Annotated in this window: 19 protein-coding genes and 2 rRNA genes; 5 read left to right on the forward strand and 16 right to left on the reverse strand. The window is 60.9% G+C overall.

Annotated features, from left to right (window positions below; all coding sequences use genetic code 11):
- The 3 genes from ABTW55_RS14415 to ABTW55_RS14425 form a co-directional block, all read left to right on the forward strand.
- Nucleotides 1–238 (forward strand): 23S ribosomal RNA (locus ABTW55_RS14415); the annotation flags it as partial.
- 104 nt (nucleotides 239–342) lie between these two features.
- Nucleotides 343–458 (forward strand): 5S ribosomal RNA (gene rrf / locus ABTW55_RS14420).
- A gap of 439 nt (nucleotides 459–897) precedes the next feature.
- Entirely contained in the window at nucleotides 898–2,208 is a 1,311-nt protein-coding gene (locus ABTW55_RS14425; RefSeq protein WP_033654343.1) for an MFS family transporter, read from the forward strand.
- 36 nt (nucleotides 2,209–2,244) lie between these two features.
- Here the strand turns inward: ABTW55_RS14425 and pssA are convergent, their stop codons facing one another.
- From pssA to trxC, 4 genes are all read right to left on the reverse strand, one after another.
- Nucleotides 2,245–3,600 carry a CDP-diacylglycerol--serine O-phosphatidyltransferase gene (gene pssA, locus ABTW55_RS14430; protein WP_060423367.1) on the reverse strand — a complete coding sequence of 452 codons (1,356 nt, stop codon included), beginning with the start codon at nucleotides 3,598–3,600 and terminating at the stop codon, nucleotides 2,245–2,247.
- A 152-nt stretch (nucleotides 3,601–3,752) separates the two neighbouring features.
- Entirely contained in the window at nucleotides 3,753–6,401 is a 2,649-nt protein-coding gene (locus ABTW55_RS14435; protein WP_350429268.1) for a bifunctional acetate--CoA ligase family protein/GNAT family N-acetyltransferase, read from the reverse strand.
- 48 nt (nucleotides 6,402–6,449) lie between these two features.
- Nucleotides 6,450–7,139 (reverse strand): tRNA-uridine aminocarboxypropyltransferase, encoded by a 690-nt coding sequence (locus tag ABTW55_RS14440; RefSeq protein WP_033635710.1) that lies wholly within the window; start codon nucleotides 7,137–7,139, stop codon nucleotides 6,450–6,452.
- 115 nt (nucleotides 7,140–7,254) lie between these two features.
- On the reverse strand, nucleotides 7,255–7,674 hold the full coding sequence (gene trxC, locus ABTW55_RS14445; protein WP_004928868.1) for a thioredoxin TrxC: 420 nt from the start codon (nucleotides 7,672–7,674) through the stop codon (nucleotides 7,255–7,257).
- A gap of 207 nt (nucleotides 7,675–7,881) precedes the next feature.
- On the opposite strand from trxC, the gene ABTW55_RS14450 reads away from it, so the two are divergent.
- Nucleotides 7,882–8,970 (forward strand): tRNA/rRNA methyltransferase, encoded by a 1,089-nt coding sequence (locus ABTW55_RS14450; RefSeq protein ID WP_004928870.1) that lies wholly within the window; start codon nucleotides 7,882–7,884, stop codon nucleotides 8,968–8,970.
- Nucleotides 8,971–9,028: 58 nt separating this feature from the next.
- Here ABTW55_RS14450 and emrB read toward each other — a convergent pair whose 3' ends face one another.
- The 7 genes from emrB to ABTW55_RS14485 form a co-directional block, all read right to left on the reverse strand.
- Nucleotides 9,029–10,567, reverse strand: a complete 1,539-nt coding sequence (emrB, locus tag ABTW55_RS14455) for a multidrug efflux MFS transporter permease subunit EmrB (protein ID WP_033654339.1) — start codon at nucleotides 10,565–10,567, stop codon at nucleotides 9,029–9,031.
- Between the two features lie 17 nt (nucleotides 10,568–10,584).
- Nucleotides 10,585–11,757, reverse strand: a complete 1,173-nt coding sequence (gene emrA / locus ABTW55_RS14460) for a multidrug efflux MFS transporter periplasmic adaptor subunit EmrA (RefSeq protein WP_033649764.1) — start codon at nucleotides 11,755–11,757, stop codon at nucleotides 10,585–10,587.
- A 23-nt stretch (nucleotides 11,758–11,780) separates the two neighbouring features.
- Nucleotides 11,781–13,232, reverse strand: coding sequence for an efflux transporter outer membrane subunit (locus ABTW55_RS14465; RefSeq protein WP_060423359.1), 1,452 nt, complete (start codon nucleotides 13,230–13,232; stop codon nucleotides 11,781–11,783).
- A 27-nt stretch (nucleotides 13,233–13,259) separates the two neighbouring features.
- Nucleotides 13,260–13,778, reverse strand: coding sequence for a transcriptional repressor MprA (mprA, locus tag ABTW55_RS14470; protein WP_004928879.1), 519 nt, complete (start codon nucleotides 13,776–13,778; stop codon nucleotides 13,260–13,262).
- A gap of 161 nt (nucleotides 13,779–13,939) precedes the next feature.
- On the reverse strand, nucleotides 13,940–14,287 hold the full coding sequence (ygaH, locus tag ABTW55_RS14475; protein ID WP_033649768.1) for an L-valine transporter subunit YgaH: 348 nt from the start codon (nucleotides 14,285–14,287) through the stop codon (nucleotides 13,940–13,942).
- Nucleotides 14,277–15,023 carry an AzlC family ABC transporter permease gene (locus ABTW55_RS14480; RefSeq protein ID WP_060423357.1) on the reverse strand — a complete coding sequence of 249 codons (747 nt, stop codon included), beginning with the start codon at nucleotides 15,021–15,023 and terminating at the stop codon, nucleotides 14,277–14,279. The genes ygaH and ABTW55_RS14480 overlap by 11 nt, the downstream gene beginning before the upstream one ends.
- A gap of 121 nt (nucleotides 15,024–15,144) precedes the next feature.
- Nucleotides 15,145–16,344 carry an MFS transporter gene (locus ABTW55_RS14485; protein WP_033635700.1) on the reverse strand — a complete coding sequence of 400 codons (1,200 nt, stop codon included), beginning with the start codon at nucleotides 16,342–16,344 and terminating at the stop codon, nucleotides 15,145–15,147.
- 105 nt (nucleotides 16,345–16,449) lie between these two features.
- Here ABTW55_RS14485 and ABTW55_RS14490 point away from each other — a divergent pair, with 105 nt between their 5' ends.
- A complete protein-coding gene (locus tag ABTW55_RS14490) occupies nucleotides 16,450–17,328 on the forward strand; it encodes a LysR family transcriptional regulator (protein ID WP_033649770.1) in 879 nt (292 codons plus the stop codon).
- A gap of 29 nt (nucleotides 17,329–17,357) precedes the next feature.
- Here ABTW55_RS14490 and proX read toward each other — a convergent pair whose 3' ends face one another.
- From proX to ABTW55_RS14515, 5 genes are all read right to left on the reverse strand, one after another.
- Nucleotides 17,358–18,359, reverse strand: a complete 1,002-nt coding sequence (gene proX / locus ABTW55_RS14495; protein WP_033635697.1) for a glycine betaine/L-proline ABC transporter substrate-binding protein ProX — start codon at nucleotides 18,357–18,359, stop codon at nucleotides 17,358–17,360.
- A gap of 70 nt (nucleotides 18,360–18,429) precedes the next feature.
- On the reverse strand, nucleotides 18,430–19,536 hold the full coding sequence (gene proW, locus ABTW55_RS14500) for a glycine betaine/L-proline ABC transporter permease ProW (protein ID WP_033649771.1): 1,107 nt from the start codon (nucleotides 19,534–19,536) through the stop codon (nucleotides 18,430–18,432).
- Nucleotides 19,529–20,731, reverse strand: a complete 1,203-nt coding sequence (gene proV / locus ABTW55_RS14505; RefSeq protein ID WP_033635695.1) for a glycine betaine/L-proline ABC transporter ATP-binding protein ProV — start codon at nucleotides 20,729–20,731, stop codon at nucleotides 19,529–19,531. The genes proW and proV overlap by 8 nt, the downstream gene beginning before the upstream one ends.
- Nucleotides 20,732–21,138: 407 nt before the next feature.
- Nucleotides 21,139–21,825 (reverse strand): response regulator, encoded by a 687-nt coding sequence (locus tag ABTW55_RS14510; protein WP_033635694.1) that lies wholly within the window; start codon nucleotides 21,823–21,825, stop codon nucleotides 21,139–21,141.
- Between the two features lie 32 nt (nucleotides 21,826–21,857).
- Complete coding sequence (locus tag ABTW55_RS14515; RefSeq protein WP_041036439.1) at nucleotides 21,858–23,450, reverse strand: sensor histidine kinase; 1,593 nt, start codon at nucleotides 23,448–23,450, stop codon at nucleotides 21,858–21,860.
- Nucleotides 23,451–23,577: the final 127 nt, after the last annotated feature.

Consider the following 23,577-nt stretch of genomic DNA (forward strand, 5'->3'; position numbering starts at 1 on the left):
CGGAGTGAACGCACCACTGGTGTTCGGGTTGTCATGCCAATGGCATTGCCCGGTAGCTAAGTGCGGAAAAGATAAGCGCTGAAAGCATCTAAGCGCGAAACTTGCCTCAAGATGAGTCTTCCCTGGACCTTTAAGGTCCCTGAAGGAACGTTTAAGACTAAGACGTTGATAGGCTGGGTGTGTAAGTGCAGCGATGCATTGAGCTAACCAGTACTAATGATCCGTGAGGCTTAACCTTACAACACCGAAGGTGTTTTAGAGACGAAGAGATTTTCAGCGAAGTTCCGAGATTGGTTCTGATGGCGACACGAAAGTGAAGCGGTTGGAATGAAACAGAATTTGCCTGGCGGCAATAGCGCGGTGGTCCCACCTGACCCCATGCCGAACTCAGAAGTGAAACGCCGTAGCGCCGATGGTAGTGTGGGGTCTCCCCATGCGAGAGTAGGACACTGCCAGGCATCAAATAAAACAACAAGCCTCATGCGAAAGCATGGGGCTTTTTGTTTTGTCTGTTATCTGGCGTTCTGCTCGAGCATGGCCATGCGAAAGGCCCGTCGGGAACGGGCCTTAACGCCGCGTGCGGCGGCCCCGGAGGGGAGAGTCTCAGGATGAGACGAATTGTGTAGGACACTGCCAGGCATCAAACAAAGCCGAAAGCCCTGAACATCAGTTCAGGGCTTTTTGCTATGCGTAAAACGGAAAATCCCCGTTGCAATCCGCTTCAGCTTTCAGCGTGCGGTTTAATATTCATCACAAATTCCGCGCATTGTCCCTCCAAACGCCAGATATTCTTCGTCCGCTATTAAGTTTGGTTGTTAACTTATAAATAACAATAAAGTAACAACCAGAGCGGCAGGACGCCGAATTTCATCATTGCTATGGCTCGGAGAAAATACCATGACAGAAACAACCTCGGTTCTTGAGGATGAACGCGGCGTCGAACAGGGGGCGCTGGATAACAAAAAACGCATTTTTGCCATCGTCGGGGCTTCATCAGGCAATCTGGTGGAGTGGTTTGATTTTTACGTTTACTCCTTCTGCTCAATCTACTTTGCCGCCTCATTTTTTCCGGCGGGCAACAGCACGACACAACTGCTGCAAACTGCCGGTGTGTTCGCCGCCGGCTTCTTTATGCGGCCGATCGGCGGCTGGCTGTTCGGCTACATTGCCGATAAACACGGCCGAAAAAACTCAATGCTGCTTTCGGTCTGCATGATGTGCGCCGGATCGCTGGTGATCGCCTGTCTGCCGACGTATGAGTCGATCGGCAGCTGGGCGCCGGCGCTGCTGCTGATCGCGCGATTGTTCCAGGGGCTGTCTGTGGGCGGCGAGTACGGCACCAGCGCCACCTACATGAGCGAGGTGGCAATCAAGGGGCGGCGCGGCTTCTACGCATCGTTCCAGTATGTCACGCTGATCGGCGGGCAACTGCTGGCGCTGCTGGTATTGGTGATCCTGCAGCAGATATTGTCCGGCGAAGAGCTGAAGGCCTGGGGATGGCGCATCCCGTTTGCCTTGGGGGCCGTGTTGGCGGTGGTGGCGTTGTACCTGCGCCGTTCGCTGAATGAAACCTCCGATGCGAAAACACGTAACCACCAAGATGCCGGTTCGCTGACGGGGCTATGGAAAAACCGCAAGGCGTTTGTGATGGTGTTGGGCTTTACCGCCGCCGGTTCACTGACCTTTTACACTTTTACCACCTATATGCAGAAATATCTGGTGAACACCGCCGGTATGGACGCCAAGCTGGCCAGCGCCATCATGACCGCCGCGCTATTCGTCTTCATGTTGCTGCAGCCGGCGGCAGGCGCGTTCTCGGACAAAATCGGCCGTCGCAGCTCGATGCTGATCTTCTCGGCATTGGCCACCCTGTTGACGGTGCCGATCCTGTTCGCCCTGAAAGGGGTGAGCAACCCCTTTATGGCGTTCGGCCTGATCGTACTGGCGCTGTTCGTTGTCAGCTTTTACACCTCGATCAGCGGGCTGCTTAAAGCCGAGATGTTCCCGCCGGAGGTGCGTGCGTTAGGGGTAGGCTTGTCTTATGCGGTAGCGAATGCCCTGTTCGGCGGTTCGGCGGAATATGTCGCGCTGTCGCTTAAATCGTTCGGCGTGGAAAATGCCTTCTTCTGGTATGTTTCCGGCATGTGCCTGCTGGCGTTGCTGGTCTCACTCCGGCTGCATCGCAAAGGCAAGGAAATACAGCTGTAATAAAAACCCCGGCCTTGGCCGGGGTCAGAGTAGATCTTACAGGATACGGCTAATCAACCGATCGATGCGGATACGCCGTAGACGGCGAATCAGCTTGCGCACCTTGATCGGGTACTGCTGAATGCTTTGCAGCTCCTGATAATGGCCGACCACGGTGGTGTGAGTGCGGATGCACTCCAGTTCTGTTTGCCGTTGCTCGCGCATTTCCTGCTTGGGATCGTGGATCAGAATGGCGTTTTCCAGATCCAACCGCCAGGCGCGCGGGTTGAGGTTATTGCCGGTAATCAGCTGCCACTCTTCGTCAACCCACATGCCTTTCAGATGATAGCTGTTATCGCCATCCTTCCACAGACGCACGATCAACTGCCCGGTGTCGATATAGCGCTGCAAGCGGCTCAGAAAACGGCGCAGGTTGATCTCGTACAGGTAGGGCAGCGCGCCGATGATTTTGAACGGCTGGTCTTCCGGAATATAGAAGTCGTTGGCGGTCTTGTCGCCGACGATGATCTCCACCTGTTTGCCCTGGCGCAGCAGATAAATGATATTGCGCACCAGCAGCGCCGGCAGGTTGAAATAAGGGGTGCACAGCGTCAGTTTCTGGTCGGCGCACGACATCAGGTGATGAATGGTTTTATTCAGCACGCTTTGCTTGCCAAGCCCAACCAGCGGCGTCACCGCCAACTCATTGTTGCCGGCCTTGCCGCGGAAGTGATAGCCGGCGCGGCGCAGGGCGAAACGGAACAGGCGGGTCTCGTTTTTGATCTCCGGGCTTTTCGGCCGATCGCTGCGATCGAGGCGCTGTACGGCGCCGGCGGTGAGCAGATGCTGCTTGATGTAATCGATCAGGGTATCGGCCAACACCTCGTTGGTGATCAGCTGGTAGCGATCGTAACGGTATTTCTCATGCTGATGCAGATAAACGTCGTTGATGCTGGCGCCGCTGTAGATCACGGTATCGTCGACCACAAAGCCCTTCAGGTGCAGTACGCCCAACGCTTCGCGGGTATTGACCGGCACGCCGTAGATAGGCACCGACTGCTCGGGATGTTGGCCGGCCATGGCGCAGTACCAGTCGGCGTTGGTATTGGCGACGGCGGCGCCGATGCGGCCGCGCTGTGCGCGGTGCCAGTCGACCAGCACGCAGATTTCCAGCTCGGGCCGCCGCTGCTTGGCTTGATACAGCGCGTTGAGGATCTCGCGCCCGGCGTCGTCATGCTCCAGATACAGAGCCACCAGATAGATGCGTTGGGTAGCGTTGGCGATGGCGTCCAGCAGCGTGGTGCGAAAATCGGACGGCGCGTACAACGTACGAACATCAGCAACCGTCTGGGGGAGTTTGGGCAGTTGTGCAAGGTGTTGTTGATGTTTGCTACGTTTAAATTTTGACAACATCACAGTGCGTTTCTTCTCTCATGATTGATGGCCGGAACGCCACAGGCATAAAAACATTAAACCGAATAATCGGGCGATAATACCATTAGTTGCCTCGATTGTGCGTATGTTTTGGCGTTAAGTGGTGGATTCGTAGCGCATTGCGACGCAGGTCACTGCGCGTCGGCGGCCTGCAGCGGCAGCGTCAGATTGACGATGCCGTCCTCAAGCTGCACCTCAATGCCAAAGCCCAGCCGCTGCGCCAACGCGATCATGCCGCGGTTATTCGGCATGGTGATGCCGCTCAGACGGGTCAGGCCATGGGCGCGCGCATAGGCGATCATTTTCTCCAGCAGTTGGCGGCCCAGACCCAGGCCTTTCAGGTCGGAACGCACCAGCACGGCGAATTCGGCGTCGGTGTTGTCCGGATCGGACAGCGCGCGGGTCACGCCGATGATCTCGTCTGCGCGCACCGCCACAAAGGCCATTTCTCGATCGTAGTCGATCTGCGTCATGTTGGCCAAATCGTCATGGGTAAACTCGTTGATCTCGCTGAAGTAGCGATAATAGAGGTCTTCCTTGGTCACCCGGTCGATGAAATGCTTCAGCGCCGGCTCGTCTTCCGGCAGGATCGGGCGGAACAGGCATTGGCTGCCGTCTTTCAACGCGATGGTTTCTTCCAGCTCATGCGGATAAGGGCGAATCGCCAGCCGCGCCTGCGGATCGCCGCTGAACGGCGCGAGCTGCATCGAAACGTCCAGCAGGGTGAATTCGCTGCCGGAGGCCAGCACCGGGTGAATATCCAGCCGGGCGATCTCCGGGCAGTCGAGGATCAGGTTGGAGACCTGCACCAGCAGGCGGCTCAGCCCGGGGATATCCAAAGGGCGCAGCGCGCTGCGGCCGCGGATCTTGCCGCCTTTCACCGCCTGCAGCACCAGATAACGCGCCAGCGCCATGTTCAGCGGCGGCAGCGCGACCGCCACCTGATTTTCCTGGCGCCATTCCACGCCGCCTTCGCCCAGCATGATCAGCGGGCCGAAAATCGCATCCTGCTCCACCGCGATGCGCAGCTCCTGGGCGCCGGCGCGGTTAGCCATGCTCTGCACCAGCAGGCCGTGAATGCGCGCCTGAGGGTAGGTGCGCTTTACGCGGTCGAGGATCGCCTCCGCCGCGCGCTGCACTTCGGTCGCGGTGCGCAGGTAGAGCATGACGCCCTGAACTTCCGATTTGTGCGGGATATCCGGCGAACGCAGCTTCAGCGCCACCGGGTAGCCGATCTGTTCGGCAATGTGTACCGCTTCGGCGCTGTCCTCGGCAATCCAGGTCGGCAGGGTGCTCAGATCGTAGGCCTGCAGGATGGATTGCACCTCGTGGGTATCCAACTGGGTGGCGCCTTCGGCCAGCGCCTGATGGATAAGGCGGTGGGCGTCGGCGGTGTTGGCGGTCAGGCCGATCGGCAGCGCAGGCGTCTCTTTCAGCTGCTTCTGGTTGCGGCGATATTCCACCATATGCATAAAGGCGGTCACCGCGCCTTCCGGGGTGCGGTAGGTGGGAATGGCGGCCTCGGTAAACAGCCGGCGCGCCTCTTGCGAAGAGTATTCGCCGCACCAGTTGGTCAGCAACGTGATGCGCTTGCCGCGTGCATGGCGATGCAGCGCGTCGATCAGCCGTTCCGCCGTGGCGGAGCCCGGCGCCGCCGCGCTCGGCGCGTGGATCAACAGCAGCGCGTCATAGTCGTGGCTGTCGAGCAGCGCTTCGATTGCCGCCAGGAAGCGCTGCGGCGTGGCGTCATCGCGCAGGTCGAGCGGATTGCCGGCGCGGATGAAATCCGGCAGCGCGTCGCTCAATTTTGCCAGGCTCTCATCGCTCAGCGTGGCCAGCTTGCCGTTGCGTCCGAGCAGTTCGTCCAGCGCCATCGCCGCCGGCGCTGCCCCGTTGCTGACGATCATCAGCCGCTCGCCGCGCAGCGGATGCATATGGCTGAGGGTTTCCACCGCCGAGAACAGCTCGTGGGTATCCTGCACGCGCAGCAGGCCGGCGCGCTGGATGGCGGCGTCATAGGCGGTGTCCAGCCCCAGCTGGCTGTTGAGCAGCAGCTGCGCCTGTTGGCTGCGGCCGCTTTTGATCACCAGAATGGGCTTGTTGCGTGAGGCGCTGCGCGAGGCGGAGAGAAAGCGCCGTGCGTCGCTGATGTTTTCCAGATACAGCAGGATGGCGCTGGTCTTGCTGTCGCGCGCCAAAAAGTCGAGCAGGTCGTCGACGTCGATATCCAGGCTGTCGCCCAGCGCGATGAAGTAGGAGAAACCGACTTCGCGCTGCTGCGCCCAGTCGAGAATGGTGTTGGCCACGGCGGCGGACTGCGAGATAAACGCCAGCTTGCCCTTTTGGATCGGCACCGGCGAGAAGCTGGCGTTGATGCCCTGCCACGGCGCCAGCAGCCCCAGGCTGTTGGGCCCTAACAGCCGCATGGCGTAGCGCTGTGCGCAGGCCTTCAGCTCGGCGAACTGTTCCGGCGGCGAAGAGAGCACGATGGCGGTTTTGCAGCCGCGTTGGCCCAGCGCTTCAATCAGCGCCAGATTGCGTTTGGCGTGGGTGCAGATGATCGCCAGATCCGGCGTCAGCGGCAGGCTGGCGACGTCGGGGTAGGCCATCACGCCGCATACCGCCTTGTAGCGCGGCGTGACCGGCAAGATGGGCCCGCCGAAACCGCCGGCCAGCAGATTGCTCATCATCAGGTTGCCGGCGCGGCCGGGCTGCTGCGAAGCGCCCAGCACGGCGATCGATTTGGGACGTAGTAGCGCTTCTAACCCTCGCTGGCTCATGCACGGCTCCTTTTGGCAACGTTACGCCTGATTTTAGGCGCTTTCTGGCTACATTGCTGTGACCGGTGCCTCCGGCCGGGTCGGTTTTCCCGCCAGATACTGTTGACGGAAATAGCGGAAATGCTGATTCAATCCGTCGGCGGCCGGCAGATCGCCCGCCTGTTGCAGCAGGGCGGCGGCCACTTCCGCCGTGCAGTGTTGCTCGGCGCGGCTGGCTTCGCGCAGCTGATAGTCCGATGCCGCGTCGACGTTGAGGGAAAACACCGGGAATTGATTGAGGTACGGGCTTTTACGGAACATTTTGCGCGCTTCCGCCCAGGTGCCGTCCAGCATGATGAACAGCGGCGGTTTGCCGCCGGCGGGCAGCTCGCTGAACACCGGCCGTTCGGCGTCGGCGTAGGAAGCGGGGAACACCACATAAGGCTGCCGCGCCGGATCGTTGATGGCCGCCAGCAGGGCCGGATCGATCTCGGTGCGTGACCAGAGAAACGCCTGGGTGTCCGGCAGGATATCGGCGATCAGGCGGCCGGTGTTGCTGGGCTTGAGCGGCTCGGCGCCGAACATGATCAGGCAGAAACGGCTGCCGGCCTGCTGCGGGCGAATGGTGTCGCACAGGCAGTTTTTATGCGGTAGCAGGCAACCCTGACAACGCGCCACCCGGCAACCGCGCGCCAGAAAAGGGCGGGTGGCGCGGTCTAAACGGAATTGGCGCAGGCGAAGTACGGCGTTGTCGGTCATAACGATCCTGGGGAAAAACCGCCATTGTAACGCAGAAAAAAGCCCGCCGGGAGGGGCGGGCTCGATCGGGGGCGCGTTCGCGCGCGATGGCGGGATACGGCCTATACTTGCCGAATCACACTAACTCGTTGAGCCAGTTGTCAAACGGCGCTTTCGGCATCGCGCCGTTGAGCATATCGACCATTTTGCCCTGACGGAACACCATGATGGTCGGGATGCTGCGGATGCGGAAACGGGCGCTCAGCTCCGGCTCGGCTTCGGTGTTCACTTTCACGAAGCGCACTTTGCCGGCGCGCTCTTCGGCCACGTCTTCAAAGATCGGCGCAAAGCTGCGGCACGGGCCGCACCACGGCGCCCAGAAATCGACCACGACCGGCAGATCGTCCTGCAGCAACTGGTCCAGCGTGGCGGCGGTGGCGTTGATCACTTCACCGTCGAAGAGCTCATGGCCGCAGCGGCCGCATTTCGCGTTGTCCGCCAGACGTTCTTCCGGCACGCGGTTGGTGGCATTGCAAGCTGCACAAACTGTATTCATGTTGACCTCGGGTACAGAGAAAGCATGGTCCCCGCAACGCGGTTGCGGAGATGTTTCTTTAATGCTGACAATTATCGGCAAAACCCGGCGCATGAACAATGAGGTTTGTTCAATGGATGTGATAGTTGGGAGCTTTTAGCGCAAGTTGGTGGCTTCGTGCACCAACATCAGGTAATCTTCGCGCCCTGCGCGTTGGTGGAGAAGACAATGAACGATTCATTTAGTGGCAAGAACGGTAAAGTCAAAGTGATGTACGTCCGCAGTGACGACGACAACGGCGACGACCGCAACAAGAATAAACGTCCGGCCGGCAAAGGCCGTCCGGCTGACGGTGCGCGCTCGGGCCGCACCGGTCAAGACAAGGCACGCGGCGGCAACGATCGCCGCGGCGCCGACTCCCGCCGCAGTGAAAGCGATCGTCCTCGCCGTCCGGCGCGCTCTGAAGATCGCGGCGGCAACGAGTCGCCGTGGAGAACCGTCTCGCGCGCGCCGAATGAAGAGCCGGCGTTCGATCACGGCGGCATCAGCGGCAAAAGCTTTATCGATCCTGAGCAACTGCGCCGCCAGCGCGCGGAAGAAACCCGCGTTTACGGTGAAAACGCCTGTCAGGCGCTGTTCGCCAGCCGCCCGGAAGCGATCGTGCGCGCCTGGTTCGTGCAGTCGGTTACCCCGCGCTTCCGCGAAGCGCTGCGCTGGATGGCGGCCAACCGCAAGGCTTACCACGTGGTGGATGAGGAAGAGCTGGCCAAGGCTTCCGGCACCGAGCACCACGGCGGCGTGTGCTTCCTGATCAAAAAACGTCAGGGGCTGGACGCGCAGACCTACCTGAAAACCGCCCCGGCGACCGACTGCGTGCTGGCGCTGGAAGAAGTAGGCAACCCGCATAACCTGGGCGCCATCGTTCGTTCGTGCGCCCATTTCGGCGTCAACGGCGTGCTGCTGCAGGATCCGGCGCTGCTGGAGTCCGGCGCGGCGGTGCGTACCGCAGAAGGCGGCGCTGAGCACATCAAGGCGATCAACGCCGATGATTTCCTGTCGGTGCTGGATACCTTCCGCAAGGCGGGTTACACCATCGTTACCACCTCCAGCCATAAAGGCACCGCGCTGGCGCAGGCCAAGCTGCCGGCCAAGATGGTGCTGGTGCTGGGCCAGGAACGTGACGGTCTGAGCGACAGCGCCTGGCAGCAGGGCGACATGAACGTCTCGATCGGCGGCACCGGCAAGGTGGAAAGCCTGAACGTTTCCGTGGCGACCGGCATTCTGCTGGCGGACTGGTGGCGTCAGAATCAGGCGTAATCTGTTCTACGTCGGATAAAAAACGGGCGCCTCAGGGCGCCCGTTTCGTTATTGAAGCTTAGTGGGCGCCGCCGCCCCCACCGCCGCCGGAGCTGAACGGCGGTTTCGCCACCCACACCAGCGCCAGCAGCACCAGGAATACCCCGGCCGACAGCCAGAAGATCTCGTTGGCGGAGATGATCAGGCCTTGCGCGGTGATCTCGTTGGCGATGTAGGCCGACGCCTGCTGCTTGCTCATGCCGAGCTGCTCCAGCTGCCGGTACATCTCCTGCGACTGCGGGTTGTACGGATTGACGAACTCCGTCAGCTGCGAATGGTGCTGCGATTCGCGCTGCGTCCACAGGGTGGTGGTGATCGAGGTGCCGATCGAACCCGCCAGCGTCCGCGTGAAGTTCGACAGGCTCGACGCCGCCGCCATGCGTTCCGGCGGCAGGCCGGACAGCGTGATGGTGGTCAACGGCATGAAGAAGCAGGCGATGGCGAAGCCCTGAACGAACTGCGGCCAGGCGGACGCGCCGAAGTCCATGCCCGGTTCAAACGTATAGGCGCGCCAGTAGAAGCACACGGCATACATGATGAAGCTGAAGGTCACCAGCTTGCGCATGTCGAGCCGGTTGCCGAACTTACCGATGATCGGCGACAGCAGCACCGGGATCAGCCCGACCGGCGCCGACGCCAGCCCCGCCCAGGTGGCGGTATAACCGTATACCTCTTGCAGCAACTGCGGCAACAGCACGATGGCGCCGAAGTACAGCATGTAGGCCAGGCTGATGCACAGGCAGCCGATGGTGAAGTTGCGCGACTTGAACAGCGACAGATCCACCACCGGATGGTCGTCCGTCAGCTCCCAGACCACCAGGAACAGCAACGCCACCACCGCTACGACGGTGAGGGTGATGATCTCGGTCGAGTTGAACCAGTCCAGCTCCTTGCCCTGATCGAGCATCACCTGCAGCGAACCGATGCCGACGATCAGCAGCACCAGGCCGACGGTGTCGATCGGTTTGATCTCGGTTTTGGTTTCTCGCCCCTTCAGCGTCGCCATCGCCGCCACGATCACGAAGGCGCCGATCGGGATGTTGATGAAGAAGATCCAGCCCCAATGGTAGTTGTCGCTGATGTAACCGCCGAGGATCGGCCCGAAGATCGGCGCGACGATAACGGTCATCGACCAAAGCGCCAGGGCCATCGCCCGCTTGGCGGGCGGGTAGTTGTTCAGCAACAGGCTCTGCGACAGCGGGATCAGCGGCCCGGCCACCACGCCCTGGATCACGCGGAAGAAGATCAGCATGCCGAGGCTGTTGGAGATGCCGCACAGCCAGGAGGCGAGGACGAACAGCGCGGTGGACCAGAGGAACAGCCGCACTTCGCCGATGCGCTTCGCCAGCCAGCCGGTGATCGGGATCGAGATGGCGTTCGCCACGCCGAACGAGGTGATCACCCAGGTGCCCTGCGAGTTGGAAGACCCGAGGTTACCGGCAATGGTGGGGATCGCCACGTTGGCGATGGTGGAGTCCAGCACCTGCATGAAGGTCGCCATGGCGAGCGCGACCGTCATCCAGGCGAGCTGGGCGCCTTCAAGCGGTTTCTGTGGCAAGATGGCCTCCCGCGCGCTTAGCCGGCGTTCGCATGGATCACGTCGGCGATCAGCTGATTAACCGGCGCCAGGTTCAAGGCCAGCGCGTCGCTCTGGTACAGCGGTTTGTCGCGCACCACGTCGGCCAGCACGCGGCCGTCCAGGTTGGCGGTGTCGACGGTCACCAGCGTAGAAAGCCCGATGCGCAGCGGATGATCGGCCACCTGCTTGGCGTCGAGCTCAATACGCACCGGCAGACGTTGCACCACTTTGATCCAGTTGCCGGTGGCGTTCTGGGCCGGCAGCAGCGAGAAGGCGCTGCCGGTGCCCATGTCGATACCGGCCACTTTGCCCTGATACACCACGTCGTCGCCGTAGACGTCGCTGACCACCGTCGCCGGCTGGCCGATGCGCATGTTGGCGATCTGGGTTTCCTTGAAGTTGGCGTCAACCCAAATGTGATCGGCCGGCACCACCGCCATCAGCGGCGAACCGGCGGCGATCTGCGCGCCGACCTGCACGCTGCGGCGCGAGACATAGCCGGTAATGGGGCTAATCACTTTGGTACGCTGCAGCGCCAGCCAGGCGTCGCGCATTTGCGCGGCGGCCTGTTGGATCGCCGGCTGCTGTTCCAGCGGGGTATTCAGCACCATCGCCTGGTTGGCGTTGTATTGCTGCACCGCCACTTCCAGCGCGGCCTTGGCGCTGTCGACCGCATCGCGCGCGTGTTGCAGCTCTTCGCGGCCGATGGCGTCAACGCTGCCCAGCACCACGCGGCGCTTCAGATCGTTCTCGGCCTTGCTCAGATCGGTCTTGCGCAGGGCGATGTTGGCCTGATACTGCTTGCTGTTGATGATCAGCTGGTGGGTCTGACGCACGCTGTTGGCCAGGCCGGTCTTGGCGCGTTCAAACGCCTGCTCGGCATCGGTCGGATCGAGCGTCAGCAGCACGTCGCCCTGCTTGACGTAGTCGGTGTTGTCGAAATTGACGCTGTTCACGCTGCCGGACACCTGGGCCATGATCTGCACCTGGTTGCCGGAGACGTAGGCGTCGTCGGTTTCCTGGTGATGACGCAGCACCAGGAACCAATACACTAAGTAAGCCACCCCTATAACAATGAAAATAACCGTCAGCAACAGCAGCCAAAATTTACGCTGCTTCTTTTTGCCGCTCGGCTGCTGCGGGTTTTGGATTTCCGCGCTTGCGCTCATGGTGTTCTCCAAGCCTTATATTATTATGCTTTCGAATCCGCTGCGGCCGGGGCCTGATAGCCACCGCCCAGCGCACGGATCAGTCCTATCTTCGCCTGCAGTAAGTTGCTGCTGGCATTCAACTCCGCCTGTTGCTGCTGCAATAGCTGCGTCTGGCTGGTCAACAGATCGTCGCGCCCGATAATCCCTGCCTGGTAACGGGCGTTGGCGACCTGATACACCTGTTGCATCGACTGGGCCGCGGACGCCGCCTGCAGCTGCTGTTGCGCAGAACTCTGCTGGATGGTGATGGCGTCGGCGGTTTCCTGTACCGCATTCAGGATGGTTTGGTTGTAGGATTCCACCGCTTCGTCATACAGCGCGGATTCCTCGCCCAGCTTGCTGCGCAGCGCCCCGGCGTGGAAGATCGGCAGCGAAATCGCCGGCATCACGTTCCAGGCCTGGCTGGCCGCTTCAAACAGATTCGGGCTGGTGCCACTGGTATTGGTGGTCATCAGGCCGGCGAAGGCTGAAATGGTCAGGCTGGGGTAAAACTCTTTACGTGCGGCGCTGACGCGCTGGCTGTAAGACTCCACCAGCTGGCGTTGCGCGGCGATGTCCGGGCGTTTGCCCAGCAGATCCGCCGTCAGCTCGCCCTGCGGCGCCATCAGGTTGTCTGCAGGCAACGGCACCTGACGCAGGTGCTGCATGGCGTTCGGCCCCTGGCCCGCCAGCGCGGCGAGCTGGTGCCGGAGCTGCTCGATCTGCGACTGCAGCTGCAGGATCTGCTGCTTGGCGACGTCGGACTGCGCCTGGGTTTGTTGCGGCACGTCGACGCCGGTCAGACCGGCCTGATAGCGCTGTTGGCGCAATGCGGTCAGGCGCTCATTGTTGTTCACTTCCTGCTGCAGCAGCTTCTCGAGCGCCAGATTGCTCTGCAGCTGGTAGTAGGCGGACGCCACCGAGCTGGTCAGCGTCAGCGCCGCCTGTTCCTGCTCGGCGCGCGCGGCGTTGACCTGCGCTTTGGCGGCGTTCACCTGGTTGCGGTATTTGCCCCACCAGTCGAACTCGTACGCCAGGTTCAACCCCAGCGAGTTGGAGCTTGAATAGATCGGTTTATGCGGATACCCCAACCCCATATTGACGTTTTGCGGCACGCGCTGGCGCTGGGTGCTGGCGTTCAGATCCAGGTTCGGCCCGTTGGCGGCGCTGGCTTCGCCCACCACGCTCTGCGCTTCGCGCACGCGGGCGGCGGCCTGCCGCAGGGTCGGCGAGCTTTGCAGCGTTTGCGTCATCAGGGTATCCAACTGCGGATCCTTGAGGGCGCGCCACCACTGCGGGCTGACGGCCAGCGAACTGACTTTCGGCTGAGCCAACTGCAGGCTCTGCGGATCCATCAGCGTGGATTGCGGGGCAATATTATCGGTCGAAGCACACCCGGCCAGCAGCAACACGGCGAACAGCGGGGTGAGTCTCCAGTTAAATGGGGATCGCATAATAGGTACCTGAACAGAAATTGTGAATTAGGGTAACTGTTCTGTGATTTCCATTTGATCCAGACGTGCCAGCAATTTGCGCGTCAGCTGTTCCAGCTGTTTTTGCTCATCGTCGGTCAACGTGGACCACAGGAAATGCAGACATTGGTGCTGCGGCGGCAGCAGTTGACTGAGAAACTCTTCCCCCTGCGGTGTCAGATGCAGATGCAGGCAGCGGCGATCGTTGTCGCTTTCCCGGCGCTCGATCCAGCCGCGTTTCTCCAGCTCATCGGCGATGCGGGTCGCATTGGTGCGCGAGGAGCCCAAGGCAGAGCTTAGCTCAGAAGGTTGGATGCTGTGGCTCTCCTGCGCATCCAAGGTAATCAGCGCCATAAACAGTGTTTCGTTAATCCCCTGCGCCTTGAGCATCTTATTGCGGTTTTCCAGCAGCTTGCCTTGCATGTGCATGCACAGGCGGGTCAGCAGGATTTCCTGATAAGGGAAATCTTTCTGCCGGGTGGCGCGGAAATTCAGCATTTGTTCTATGGGGGCAAACGAGCTTTCCATAATTTAGGGCCTCATTAATTTCGTTCGAGATAGTAACGACGGTGACTAATAATGTAAATGTTCAGCCGTGCGGATAATTTAGCAATTCGTGTCATTTGTCAGTGTTTGTAAAGATGTGGCGCCTGAAAACGCCAAAGTGAAGCCAAACGATCGGAGCGGCGTCAGCCCGGACCGAAAAGCATTAACAGCTTTAATGTGACGCCAAAGGCCGTCGCGCCGAGCAGCGTCGACAGAATGATGCTTTTGCTGCGGTAGAAGCACAGCGCCAGCGCGGCGAACCCCACCAACGTCGGCAGCAGCTTGTCCGGTTCGCGCATCACCACCGGCGTGCTGGAGACCACCAGCAGGGCGCAGATCGAGGCGATGCCGATGCTGTCGAGCAGCAGGGCGGCTTTACCGCGTTTGAGGCCGGGCTGGGCGCGCGCCGGCGCCAGCCGCAGCGGCAGATAACGGAACAGGTAATTGGCGCAGCCCACCACCAGACCGATCGCCAGCACATCAGTGTTCATGGGGGGCCTCCGCAGGGGCTGGCTGGAACAGGGCGGCGAAGCAACCGGCGCCGATGCCGGCCAAAATGGCAACCGGAATGGAGAACAGCACCACGCCGAGCAGCGCGCCGGCCAGCGCGGCGGCGATAGTCAGGCTCTGCGGGCGGCGGAAGGCGGCCAGCAGGAAGCTGAGAAACAGCGCCGGCAGCATGAAGGCCAGCGAGGCTTCGATCACCGGGAACTGCTCCAGCGGGCCGTTGCCGAACAGCGCGCCGAGCGCGGTGCCGGCCACCCAGGAGAGCCAGGAACAGAGCGCGATGCCCAGCATCCAGTTTTCGCTCCAGCTGCGGTTATTGCGCATCAGCCTGGCGGTCGCGGCGGCGAAAACTTCATCGGTCAGGCCAAAGGCCCACATCGCCGTTTTGCCGGGTGACATGCGCGAGACGATGCGGTGACGCAGCGCCGGGCCGTACAGCAGGTGGCGCACGTCCATCGCCATCACCGTCAACGCGGAGACCCACAGCGACATTCCGGCGCTCAGCAGGGCGGTGATCACGAACTGGCTGGCGCCGGCGTAGATGATGCAGGAGAAGAAAATGCTTTCCAGCGGGGAAAAGCCCAGTTTGACGGCGCTGAGGCCGAAGGCGAACGCCACCGGGACATACCCGATGACGATCGGCAAACTGTCGACGACGCCGTTGGCGAAGGTGGCGCTGACGGCGGGCGGATTGAGGCTGTCTGCAGCTTGGCTTTGCATGGTTGTGGGTCGCAGGGTAGATAGGACTTCAATAGTTTATGGCCAGAACATTACCAGAGAGTAAGTAATGTTTATACCCTGCACCGCTAATAAATTTCTTAAGTTACTATTTGCACGATAATCAGATTGTCGCCGGCCCCTGCGGATCGTGGTGCTTGCCGAGCCACCAAGTCAGCAGGTTGAGCAGGCATAACACCCCGCCGGCGGCGGCCACGCCGTACCAGCCGGCATGCTGATACGCCGAGGCGGAGAGCAGTGAACCGAGGGCGCCGCCGATAAAGTAGCTGGTCATGTAGCCGGCGGTCAGGCGGTTGCGCGCGTCCGGCATGATGCGGTACATCACGCTCTGGTTGGTGACGTGTACTGCCTGCACCGCCAGATCGAGGATCAGGATGCCGGCGATCAGCGCCCACAGCGATTGTTTAGCCAACGCGATGGGTATCCAGGACAGCAGCAGCAGCACCAGGCCGACGGTGGTGGTCAGCCCGGCCTTGCCCTTGTCCGCCAGATGCCCGGCACGTGAAGCGGCCAGCGCCCCGGCGGCGCCCACCAGGCCGAACAGCCCGATCACCCCCTCGGAGTAGTTGAACGGCGGCGCGGCGAGCAGAAAGGCCATGGAGGTCCAGAGCACGCTGAAGTTGGCGAACGACAGGGCGCCGAGGATGGCGCGGGTGCGCAGCAGCGGCGTGCGGCAGAACAGGCTGAAGATCGAGGCCAGCAGCTGCGGGTAGTTCAGCCCGGAGTGCTGCTTATAGCGCGGCAGCGCGCGCCACAGGATCAGCGCCATCAGGATCATCAGCACGCTGGCGACCCAGTAGATGGTGCGCCAGCCGCCGAACGACGCCAGTGCGCCCGCGACGGTGCGCGCCAGCAGAATGCCGAGCAGCAGGCCGCTCATGATGATGCCGACGGTCTTGCCGCGCTTTTCCGGGTGAGCCAGCGTGGCGGCCAGCGGCACCAGGATCTGCGCCACCACAGAGAACAGCCCGGTGAGCGCGGTGCCGAGGATCATCATCGGCAGCGTGGCGGAGGTGGCGGTGATCAGCATACCCCCGGCGGCCAGCAGCGTCATGAAAACGATCAGCCCGCGGCGCTCGAACATATCGCCGAGCGGCACCAGCAGCAGTAGGCCGGTGGCGTAACCGAGCTGCGCGGCGGTGACGATAAAGCCGGCCTGGTTGACCGACAGATTGAAGCCGGTGGCGATGGTTTCCAGCAGCGGCTGCGCGTAATAGTTGCTGGCGACCGCCAGGCCGGTAGCGATGGCGATCAGCACGGTCAGCGCCGGGCTGAGGCCCGGGTGGACGTTTTGTTGGTTCATGATTTTTTCATCACGGGAAGAAGATAGCGCGCAGTATCCGGCAATGCGTCTGCGGAAACCAATGTATAATTTTCATTTGATTTATCTCATTTCAAGATAGATGCCATGAACCTGAAACAGATCCGCTATGCGCTGGCGGTGGCGGAGGAACAGAGCTTCACCCGGGCGGCGCAGCGCTGCCATACGGTGCAGTCGGCGCTCAGCCACCAGATCGCCAAACTGGAAGAAGAGCTGGGCTGTACGCTGTTTGAGCGCACCTCGCGTCGGGTGCGATTGACCCCCGCCGGCCAGGCTTTCATTCCCTCGGCGCAGCGGCTGCTGGCGGCACAGCAGGCGCTGGTGGAAGAGGTGACCGCCGCCGGGGATGCGGTGTCCGGCACCTTGACCATCGGTACCATTTCAACCATAAACGCGATTGATCTGACCGAAAAGCTCGACAAGTTTCATCGCCACTATCCGGCGGTGAACATCCGCCTGTACGTCGGCATGAGCGAAGCCCTGCTGGAGGACGTGCGTCAGCAGAAGTGCGATATGGCGTTCGTCGGCATCTGGCCCGGCGACGTCGATTTGCTGCCGATGTCGCACCGGCAGTTGACCGATGAGCCGCTGGTGGCGTTGGTGGCGCCGCAGCATCCGCTGGCCAACCGCGAGCGGGTGAATCTGCAGGCGCTGGCGGAAGTGCCGCTGGTGGATTTCTACAGCGGCACCGGCGCGCGGCGCCAAACCGATCGCGCCTTCCAGGCGGCGGGCATCCGCCGGCACGTCAGTTTTGAAATCGATCATATCGAATGGTTGGAGAATCTGGTGCGGCGCGGATTGGCGGCGGGCATCGTACCGATCTCGACCGCGCAACGACTAAGCACGCTGGTGTCGATTCCGATTGAAGACGGGCCGCGACGCCAAGTGTATTGCATCTGGCCGCAGCCCTTGTCAAACGCCGCCGCACGTTTTTTACAGTTCAGCGGCATCGATATGGCGGGGTAGGGGGCGGCGGATGCGGCGCCCCCGAGCGGTTACGGCTTCGCCGCCTCGGCGGCGGTTTTCACCCAGCCGTCGAAGGTCGCCTGGTGCGCCTTGATCCAGCCGTTGACGTGGTTCTGGATGTCGGCTTCCGAAGCCTGGCCTTCATGCATACGCAGGTTTTGCGCGTTGATGTCGGCGATCGGCAGCTTCATGATAGCGAACAGCTTGGCGGCCGCCGGATTGGCTTCGGCCCACTGCTTGTTGGCGGCGATGCGCATGGTGTTGACCGGGAAGCCGTAGTTGGCGCCGTTAGGCAGCTTGGTGTCGACGTTCTTCTGCTCGCCCGGCAGGGAGGAGAACGGCACCTGCAGCCAGACCACGTCGCGCCCCGGCACCATCACATCGCTGACCCAGTACGGCGTCCAAGTGTAATACAGCACCGGTTTGCCCTCTTTGTAACGGGTGATGGTGTCGGCGATCATCGCCGCGTAGTTGCCCTGGTTGTGCTCGACGGTGTTGCTCAGGCCGTAGGCCTTGATGTGGTGGTTGATCACCGCTTCGCAGCCCCAGCCCGGGGTGCAGCCGGTCAGATCGGCCTTGCCGTCGCCGTTGGTGTCGAACAGCTTGGCGATCTTGGGATCCTTGAGCTGCTCGACGTTGGTGATGTGATATTGCTCGGCGGTCTTCTTGTCGATCAGGTAGCCCTGCGCGGCGCCGTTGACGTAGACGCCTTCGCGGTAGAACTTGGCGTCGCCGCCGGCGGCCTTGTACTGATCGGCGTGCAGCGGATCCCAGTTGACCGCGATAAAGGTCGCGTCGCCGGAGGCGATCGAGGTGTAGGCGACGTTGTAATCCACTTCACGCGGTTCTTTCACGTCGTAACCCAGTTTTTCCAGCGCCTTGCTGACCAGCAGCGTCTGGAACGTCTCTTCGGAAATGGTGCTTTGCACCGGCTGTACCGCGATCCCCTTGCCGGGTAAATCTGCCGCGCTCACGCTCTGTGAGCCAATCAGCGTCGTCAGGGCGAGAGCCCAGATGCCCGTAGTGCGCATAGTGTTTCCCCTTTTTTCGATGTGGTGGTGTCATAGCCCGCCGGGGCCGCAGCCGCCGGCGGGAAAAGCGTCAGGCTTGCTTGATGAACGGGCGAGTCAGCAGCCCGATGGGGCCGCGGCGGTACCAGCGGCCGATGCCTTTGCTGCGGCGATCGCGCCCCAGCGATTGGGTGAGGCGATCGAGAATGATCGCCAGGATCACGATGCCGACCCCGCCGACGGCGGCCAGGCCCATGTCCAGCCGGCCGATGCCGCGCAGCACCATCTGGCCCAGCCCGCCGACGGCGATCATTGAGGCGATGACCACCATCGACAGCGCCAACATCAGCGTCTGGTTTACGCCGGCCATGATGGTCGGCATCGCCAGCGGCAGCTGTACCTTGAACAGCAGCTGGCGCGGGCTGGCGCCGAAGGACTCGGCGGCCTCGATCAGATCTTCCGGCACCTGCTTGATGCCGAGAATGGTCAGGCGCACGATCGGCGGCAGCGCGAAGATAATGGTCACCACCACGCCCGGCACGTTGCCGATACCGAACAGCATGACGATCGGCACCAGATAGACGAAGGCCGGGGTGGTCTGCATCGCGTCGAGCAGTGGCCTGATGACTTTGGCGGCGTGCTTGCTGCGCGCCAGCCAGATGCCGAGCGGCAGGCCGATAAGGATGCAGAAGAACAGTGCGGTCAGCACCAGCGCCAGCGTGACCATCGCCTGCGACCAGGCGCCGATGGCGCCGATGGCGACCAGGGAGAGCAGCGTCGCGGCGCCCATGCCGAGGCCCGAGACCTGCCAGGCGAGCAGCGAGAACACCAGAATGGCGATCGGCGCCGGCATGCCCAGCAGCAGTTGCTGGAAGCCGCTCAGGATCATGTCGACCGGCACGCGGATGCCCTGGAACAGCGGGCGGAAGTGCAGCACCAGCCAGTCGATGCCCTGCGTGACCCAGGTATCGAACGGCACCCAGGCCTTGTGGAACGGATCGAGCAGGCTGAAGTGTTCCGGCTGCGCCGGGGCGCTGCTGAGCCAATCGGCACCTGACGCGGCGGCATCATGGGTGGCCGGCGGCGGCGCGCTGGACCAGGCGTCGCCGGCGTTGGCGGCGGCATCGTTTGCGGGTGCGGCGCCGGTATCGGCCGGTGCGGTAGCCCAGGGATCTTGGGTTTGCGTAGTATCACTCATTGGCGGAGCCCTCCTTGTCCAACGCCTGCAGCAGCATGGCCTTGGAGATGATGCCGAGATAGTTATGTTCTTCGCACACTACCGGCACCGCGCACGGTGCCTGGGCGACCAGGGAAATCAGATCGCTGAGCGGCGTGTCGGCCGGCACGGCGGCAGGGGCCTCGAGCAGGGCATCGTCCAGCGTTTGATTGGCGGACAGCGCCTTTTTCAGCGACTCTATCGACACCACGCCGATAAATTTCTTTCCGCGTTCAACAACATAACCATAATCACGGTCCTCATCGCGCAGCAGCTGCAGCGCCGATCGGGGGCCAAAACCGGGGGTTTTGCGGATCAGCGTCACCGGGCGCCGTTGGGCGATATCCTTGGCGCTGAATACATGACTGATGTCCACGCCGCGGAAGAAGGTGCGCACATAGTCGTTGGCCGGGTTGTTCAGGATCTCGTCCGGCGTGCCGACCTGGATCACCTCACCGCCCTGCATGATGGCGATGCGATCGCCGATGCGCATCGCTTCATCCAGATCGTGGGAAATAAACACGATGGTGCGCTGATGTTGGGCCTGTAATTTCACCAGCTCATCCTGCATTTCGGTACGAATTAACGGATCGAGCGCCGAGAAGGCTTCGTCCATCAATAATATATCCGGGTTATTGGCCAGGGCGCGGGCTAATCCCACGCGCTGGCGCATGCCGCCGGATAATTCATCTGGATAAGACAGCGCATAATTCTCCAGCCCGACCTGGCGCAGGGCATCCAGCGCTTTTTCCTGGCGTTCCTGCAGCGGTATGCCGGCTAATTCCATACCGAATGCGGTATTATTCAGGACATTCATGTGCGGCATCAGCGCGAATGACTGAAATACCATGCTGATCTTATTTCGCCGCACGGTGCGCAGCGCGGCGTCGGATATTTTGGCGATGTCCTCACCGTCGATCAGCACCTGGCCGCGGGTGGGTTCTATCAGACGATTGAGAAGGCGTACCAGGGTGGACTTGCCGGAACCGGAGAGCCCCATGATGACAAATATCTCGCCTTCTTCAATGGCCAGAGTGGCGTCTTTTACGCCGAGCGATAAGCCGGTTTTTTCAAATAGCCGATCTTTTGTCAGACCTTTATCCAGCAGTTTGAATGCACGTTCCGGGTGTTCGCCAAATATCTTATACAGGTTCTTTACTTCGAGTTTAATTGCCATGCAATTTGCTGTTTCCTCTGGTTTAATTAACGCGTTATGGGCTGTCCTTAGCAAAATAAAAGAGCTTTTTACCCTAACACAGTGAATATCTGAGACAACCCTCAATGTCATTTAAATGGGATATTGGTGGTTTACATCAAGGTTTTAATTAGTTATGGTAATTTTGCCCATGACTCGAAATTGACGGCCGCTATTCGCCATAATGGTTTGGTTTTTAGGGAAATAACGCGGCGTGAAGCAATGGGATATTTCGCTTCTGCGTCTGCCGTTTCGGATAATAAAAAACCCGACCAGAGGCCGGGTAAAAGTCATCAGTATTTCATCAGTTTTAACGACAGGTGCCGATATCGAGGGGGATATCGTCGGGCGCTATGTTATCGCCGTAATATGACAGCCAGATGGCAGCCTCAGGCCTTGCGATACAGCCGCCGCGGGTGGCCGATATTGCCGTACAGCATCTCCACCCGCACGAACTGGGTGGCGACGCAATATTCCAGATAACGGCGGGCGGTAGTCTTGCTGATGCCGACCTGCTCCACCACGTCTTCCACCGCATGCGCCACCGCCGGCTGGGCGATAAACAGCGCCTGCACCAGCTCGAGGGTATTGGTTTCGATGCCTTTGGCGCTTGGCTCGCTGGAGAACTGCTTCGACTGCAGGTTGTACAGCGCATCGACGTTGTCCTGATCGATGATCTTGAAGGTGCGCTGGGTTTGCACGAACTGCATGAAGCGTTCGAGCGAATTGCGCAGCCGCTTGTAGGATACCGGCTTGATGATGTAGTCGAAGGCGCCGTTGCGGATCGCCTGGCTGCAGGTGTGCATGTCGCTGGCGGCGGTGATGAAGATCACCGAACAGGCGGGGTTCTTCACCGCCGGCTCTTCCATCAGCTCGATGCCCTGGCCGTCCGGCAGAAAGTTATCCAGCAGGATCAGCCGCGGCTGATGCGCATTGGCTTTGGCCCGCGCTTCGGCCAGCGTGGCGGCGTAAGCCACCACCCGCAGGTTGAAATTTTTCTCGATGAACTCCGCGTGCAGCGTCGCCAGTTGCGGCTCGTCTTCCACGATCAGAACGTCCAGTGCTTGGTGTGACATAATCGGGTGCTCAAAAAATCGGGTTATGGGTTTTATTTAGGGATAAATATAGAGAATATCGCGCCGTGCGGCTCGTTGTCCGACACTTCTATGCTGCCGTGCGCCTGCGCCACGTGGCTGGCGACCAGATGCAGGCCGATGCCGTGGTCGCTTTTATCCGCTTTGGTGGTGACGCCCTGTTCAAACAGCGTATCACGAATCTCCTCGGCGATGCCGGTGCCGCGATCCGCCACCTCGATCACCAGCTCGTCGCTGCCGTCGCTGATATAAAGCTCGATCGCGTCGTGCGGGGCCGGGCAGTGCAGCGTCGCCTCCACCGCATTATCCAGCAGGTTGCCGACAATCGACATCAGTTCGGTCTCATTCAGCGCCGCCGGGATCTGCCGCAGCTGGCAGGCCGGATCGAAGCGCAGCTCGATGCCTTTTTCTCTGGCGCTGGAGTATTTGCCCAGCAGCAGGCCGCACAGCGCCGCCGAACTGAAGCGCTGCGAGATGAAATCGAGGATTTCCTGCGCCCCCTCCGACTGGGCTTCCACATAGCGAATGGCCTCGTCGTAGCGCTGCATATGCAACAGCCCGGCCAGCGTGGCGGTCCAGTTCAGCTGCTCGTGGCGCATGATACGCAGATTGTCGGCATAGCGTTTCACCTGGCTGAGCTGGCTGCTCAGGGTATTGATATCGTTCTTGTCGCGGAAGCTGATCACCCAGCCTTGCAGCTCCTGTTCCTGCATGATGCGCACCCGGCTGGCGATCACCCGCACGTGGTTGAAGCGGCACACCTCATCATGCGTATCTTGGCCCAGCTGCGCGGCGGCGAAGAAGTTCGGCTGTGCCTGGATCACGTCGCCGATCGGCCGGCCCAGCAAGCCGGCGGCGGGTTGGTGCAGATCCAATAGCTCGCGCGCCGCATGGTTGATGGTGATGATCCGCAGCTCTGGATCGATGGCGATCACCCCTTCATAGATGGCTTCCAGCAGCGCTTTTTGCTGGCGCACCAGCAGCGCGATCTCTTTCGGCTCCAGCCAGAACATCTGGCGCTTGAGGTTTTTCGACAGCAGCCAGGAAAAGACGAACAGGGCGATCAGCAGCAGGACGATGGAGCCGATAATTTGCGTCAGCGTCCTGGCATTTAAATTATCGATGTGCGATTTCAAATAGCCGACTGAAACGATGCCAATGACGCGATTATTTTCATCTAGGATCGGCGCCTTGCTGCGCAATGAAACGCCGATGCCGCCCTTGCGAATGGAAATAATGCTTTTCCCTTCCAGCACCTCTTTATTATCGCCGCCGATCATCGGCGTGCCCAGACGGCCTTCATATTCGGAATGATAAAGATGGCGGGCGTGATTATCGCCGATGACGATATAACTGGCGTCGCTGCTGGCGCGGATTTTTTTCATCAGCGCAGTGATTCGGGCGGCGTCGTTGTTTTCCACCGCGTTGACCAGCGAAGGAATGAGGGCGATTTCCCGTGCCTGCACCTGCGCGCGGGCGCCGAGATCGCGGTGCAGCTGCGCATCCAGCTGGTAATAGGTGTAGGCGCCGATGCAGGTCAGCAGCAGGCAGGAGAAGGCCACCAGGCACAGAAACAGCTTGATTTGAAATGAGAGTTTGAGCCGCATGGCGGTGCTTCACCGTAAAGAGATCCTGAAGCCTTACCCTATCACGAGAAGCGGGGTCTGTAATATTGTGCCCGATCAACTTGTGATCCCTCACACGGGATTAGAGTGAACCGGACGAGAATTGTTC

This window comes from Serratia sp. SM04 (assembly GCF_040280225.1).
Classification (GTDB): Bacteria; Pseudomonadota; Gammaproteobacteria; order Enterobacterales; family Enterobacteriaceae; genus Serratia; species Serratia sarumanii.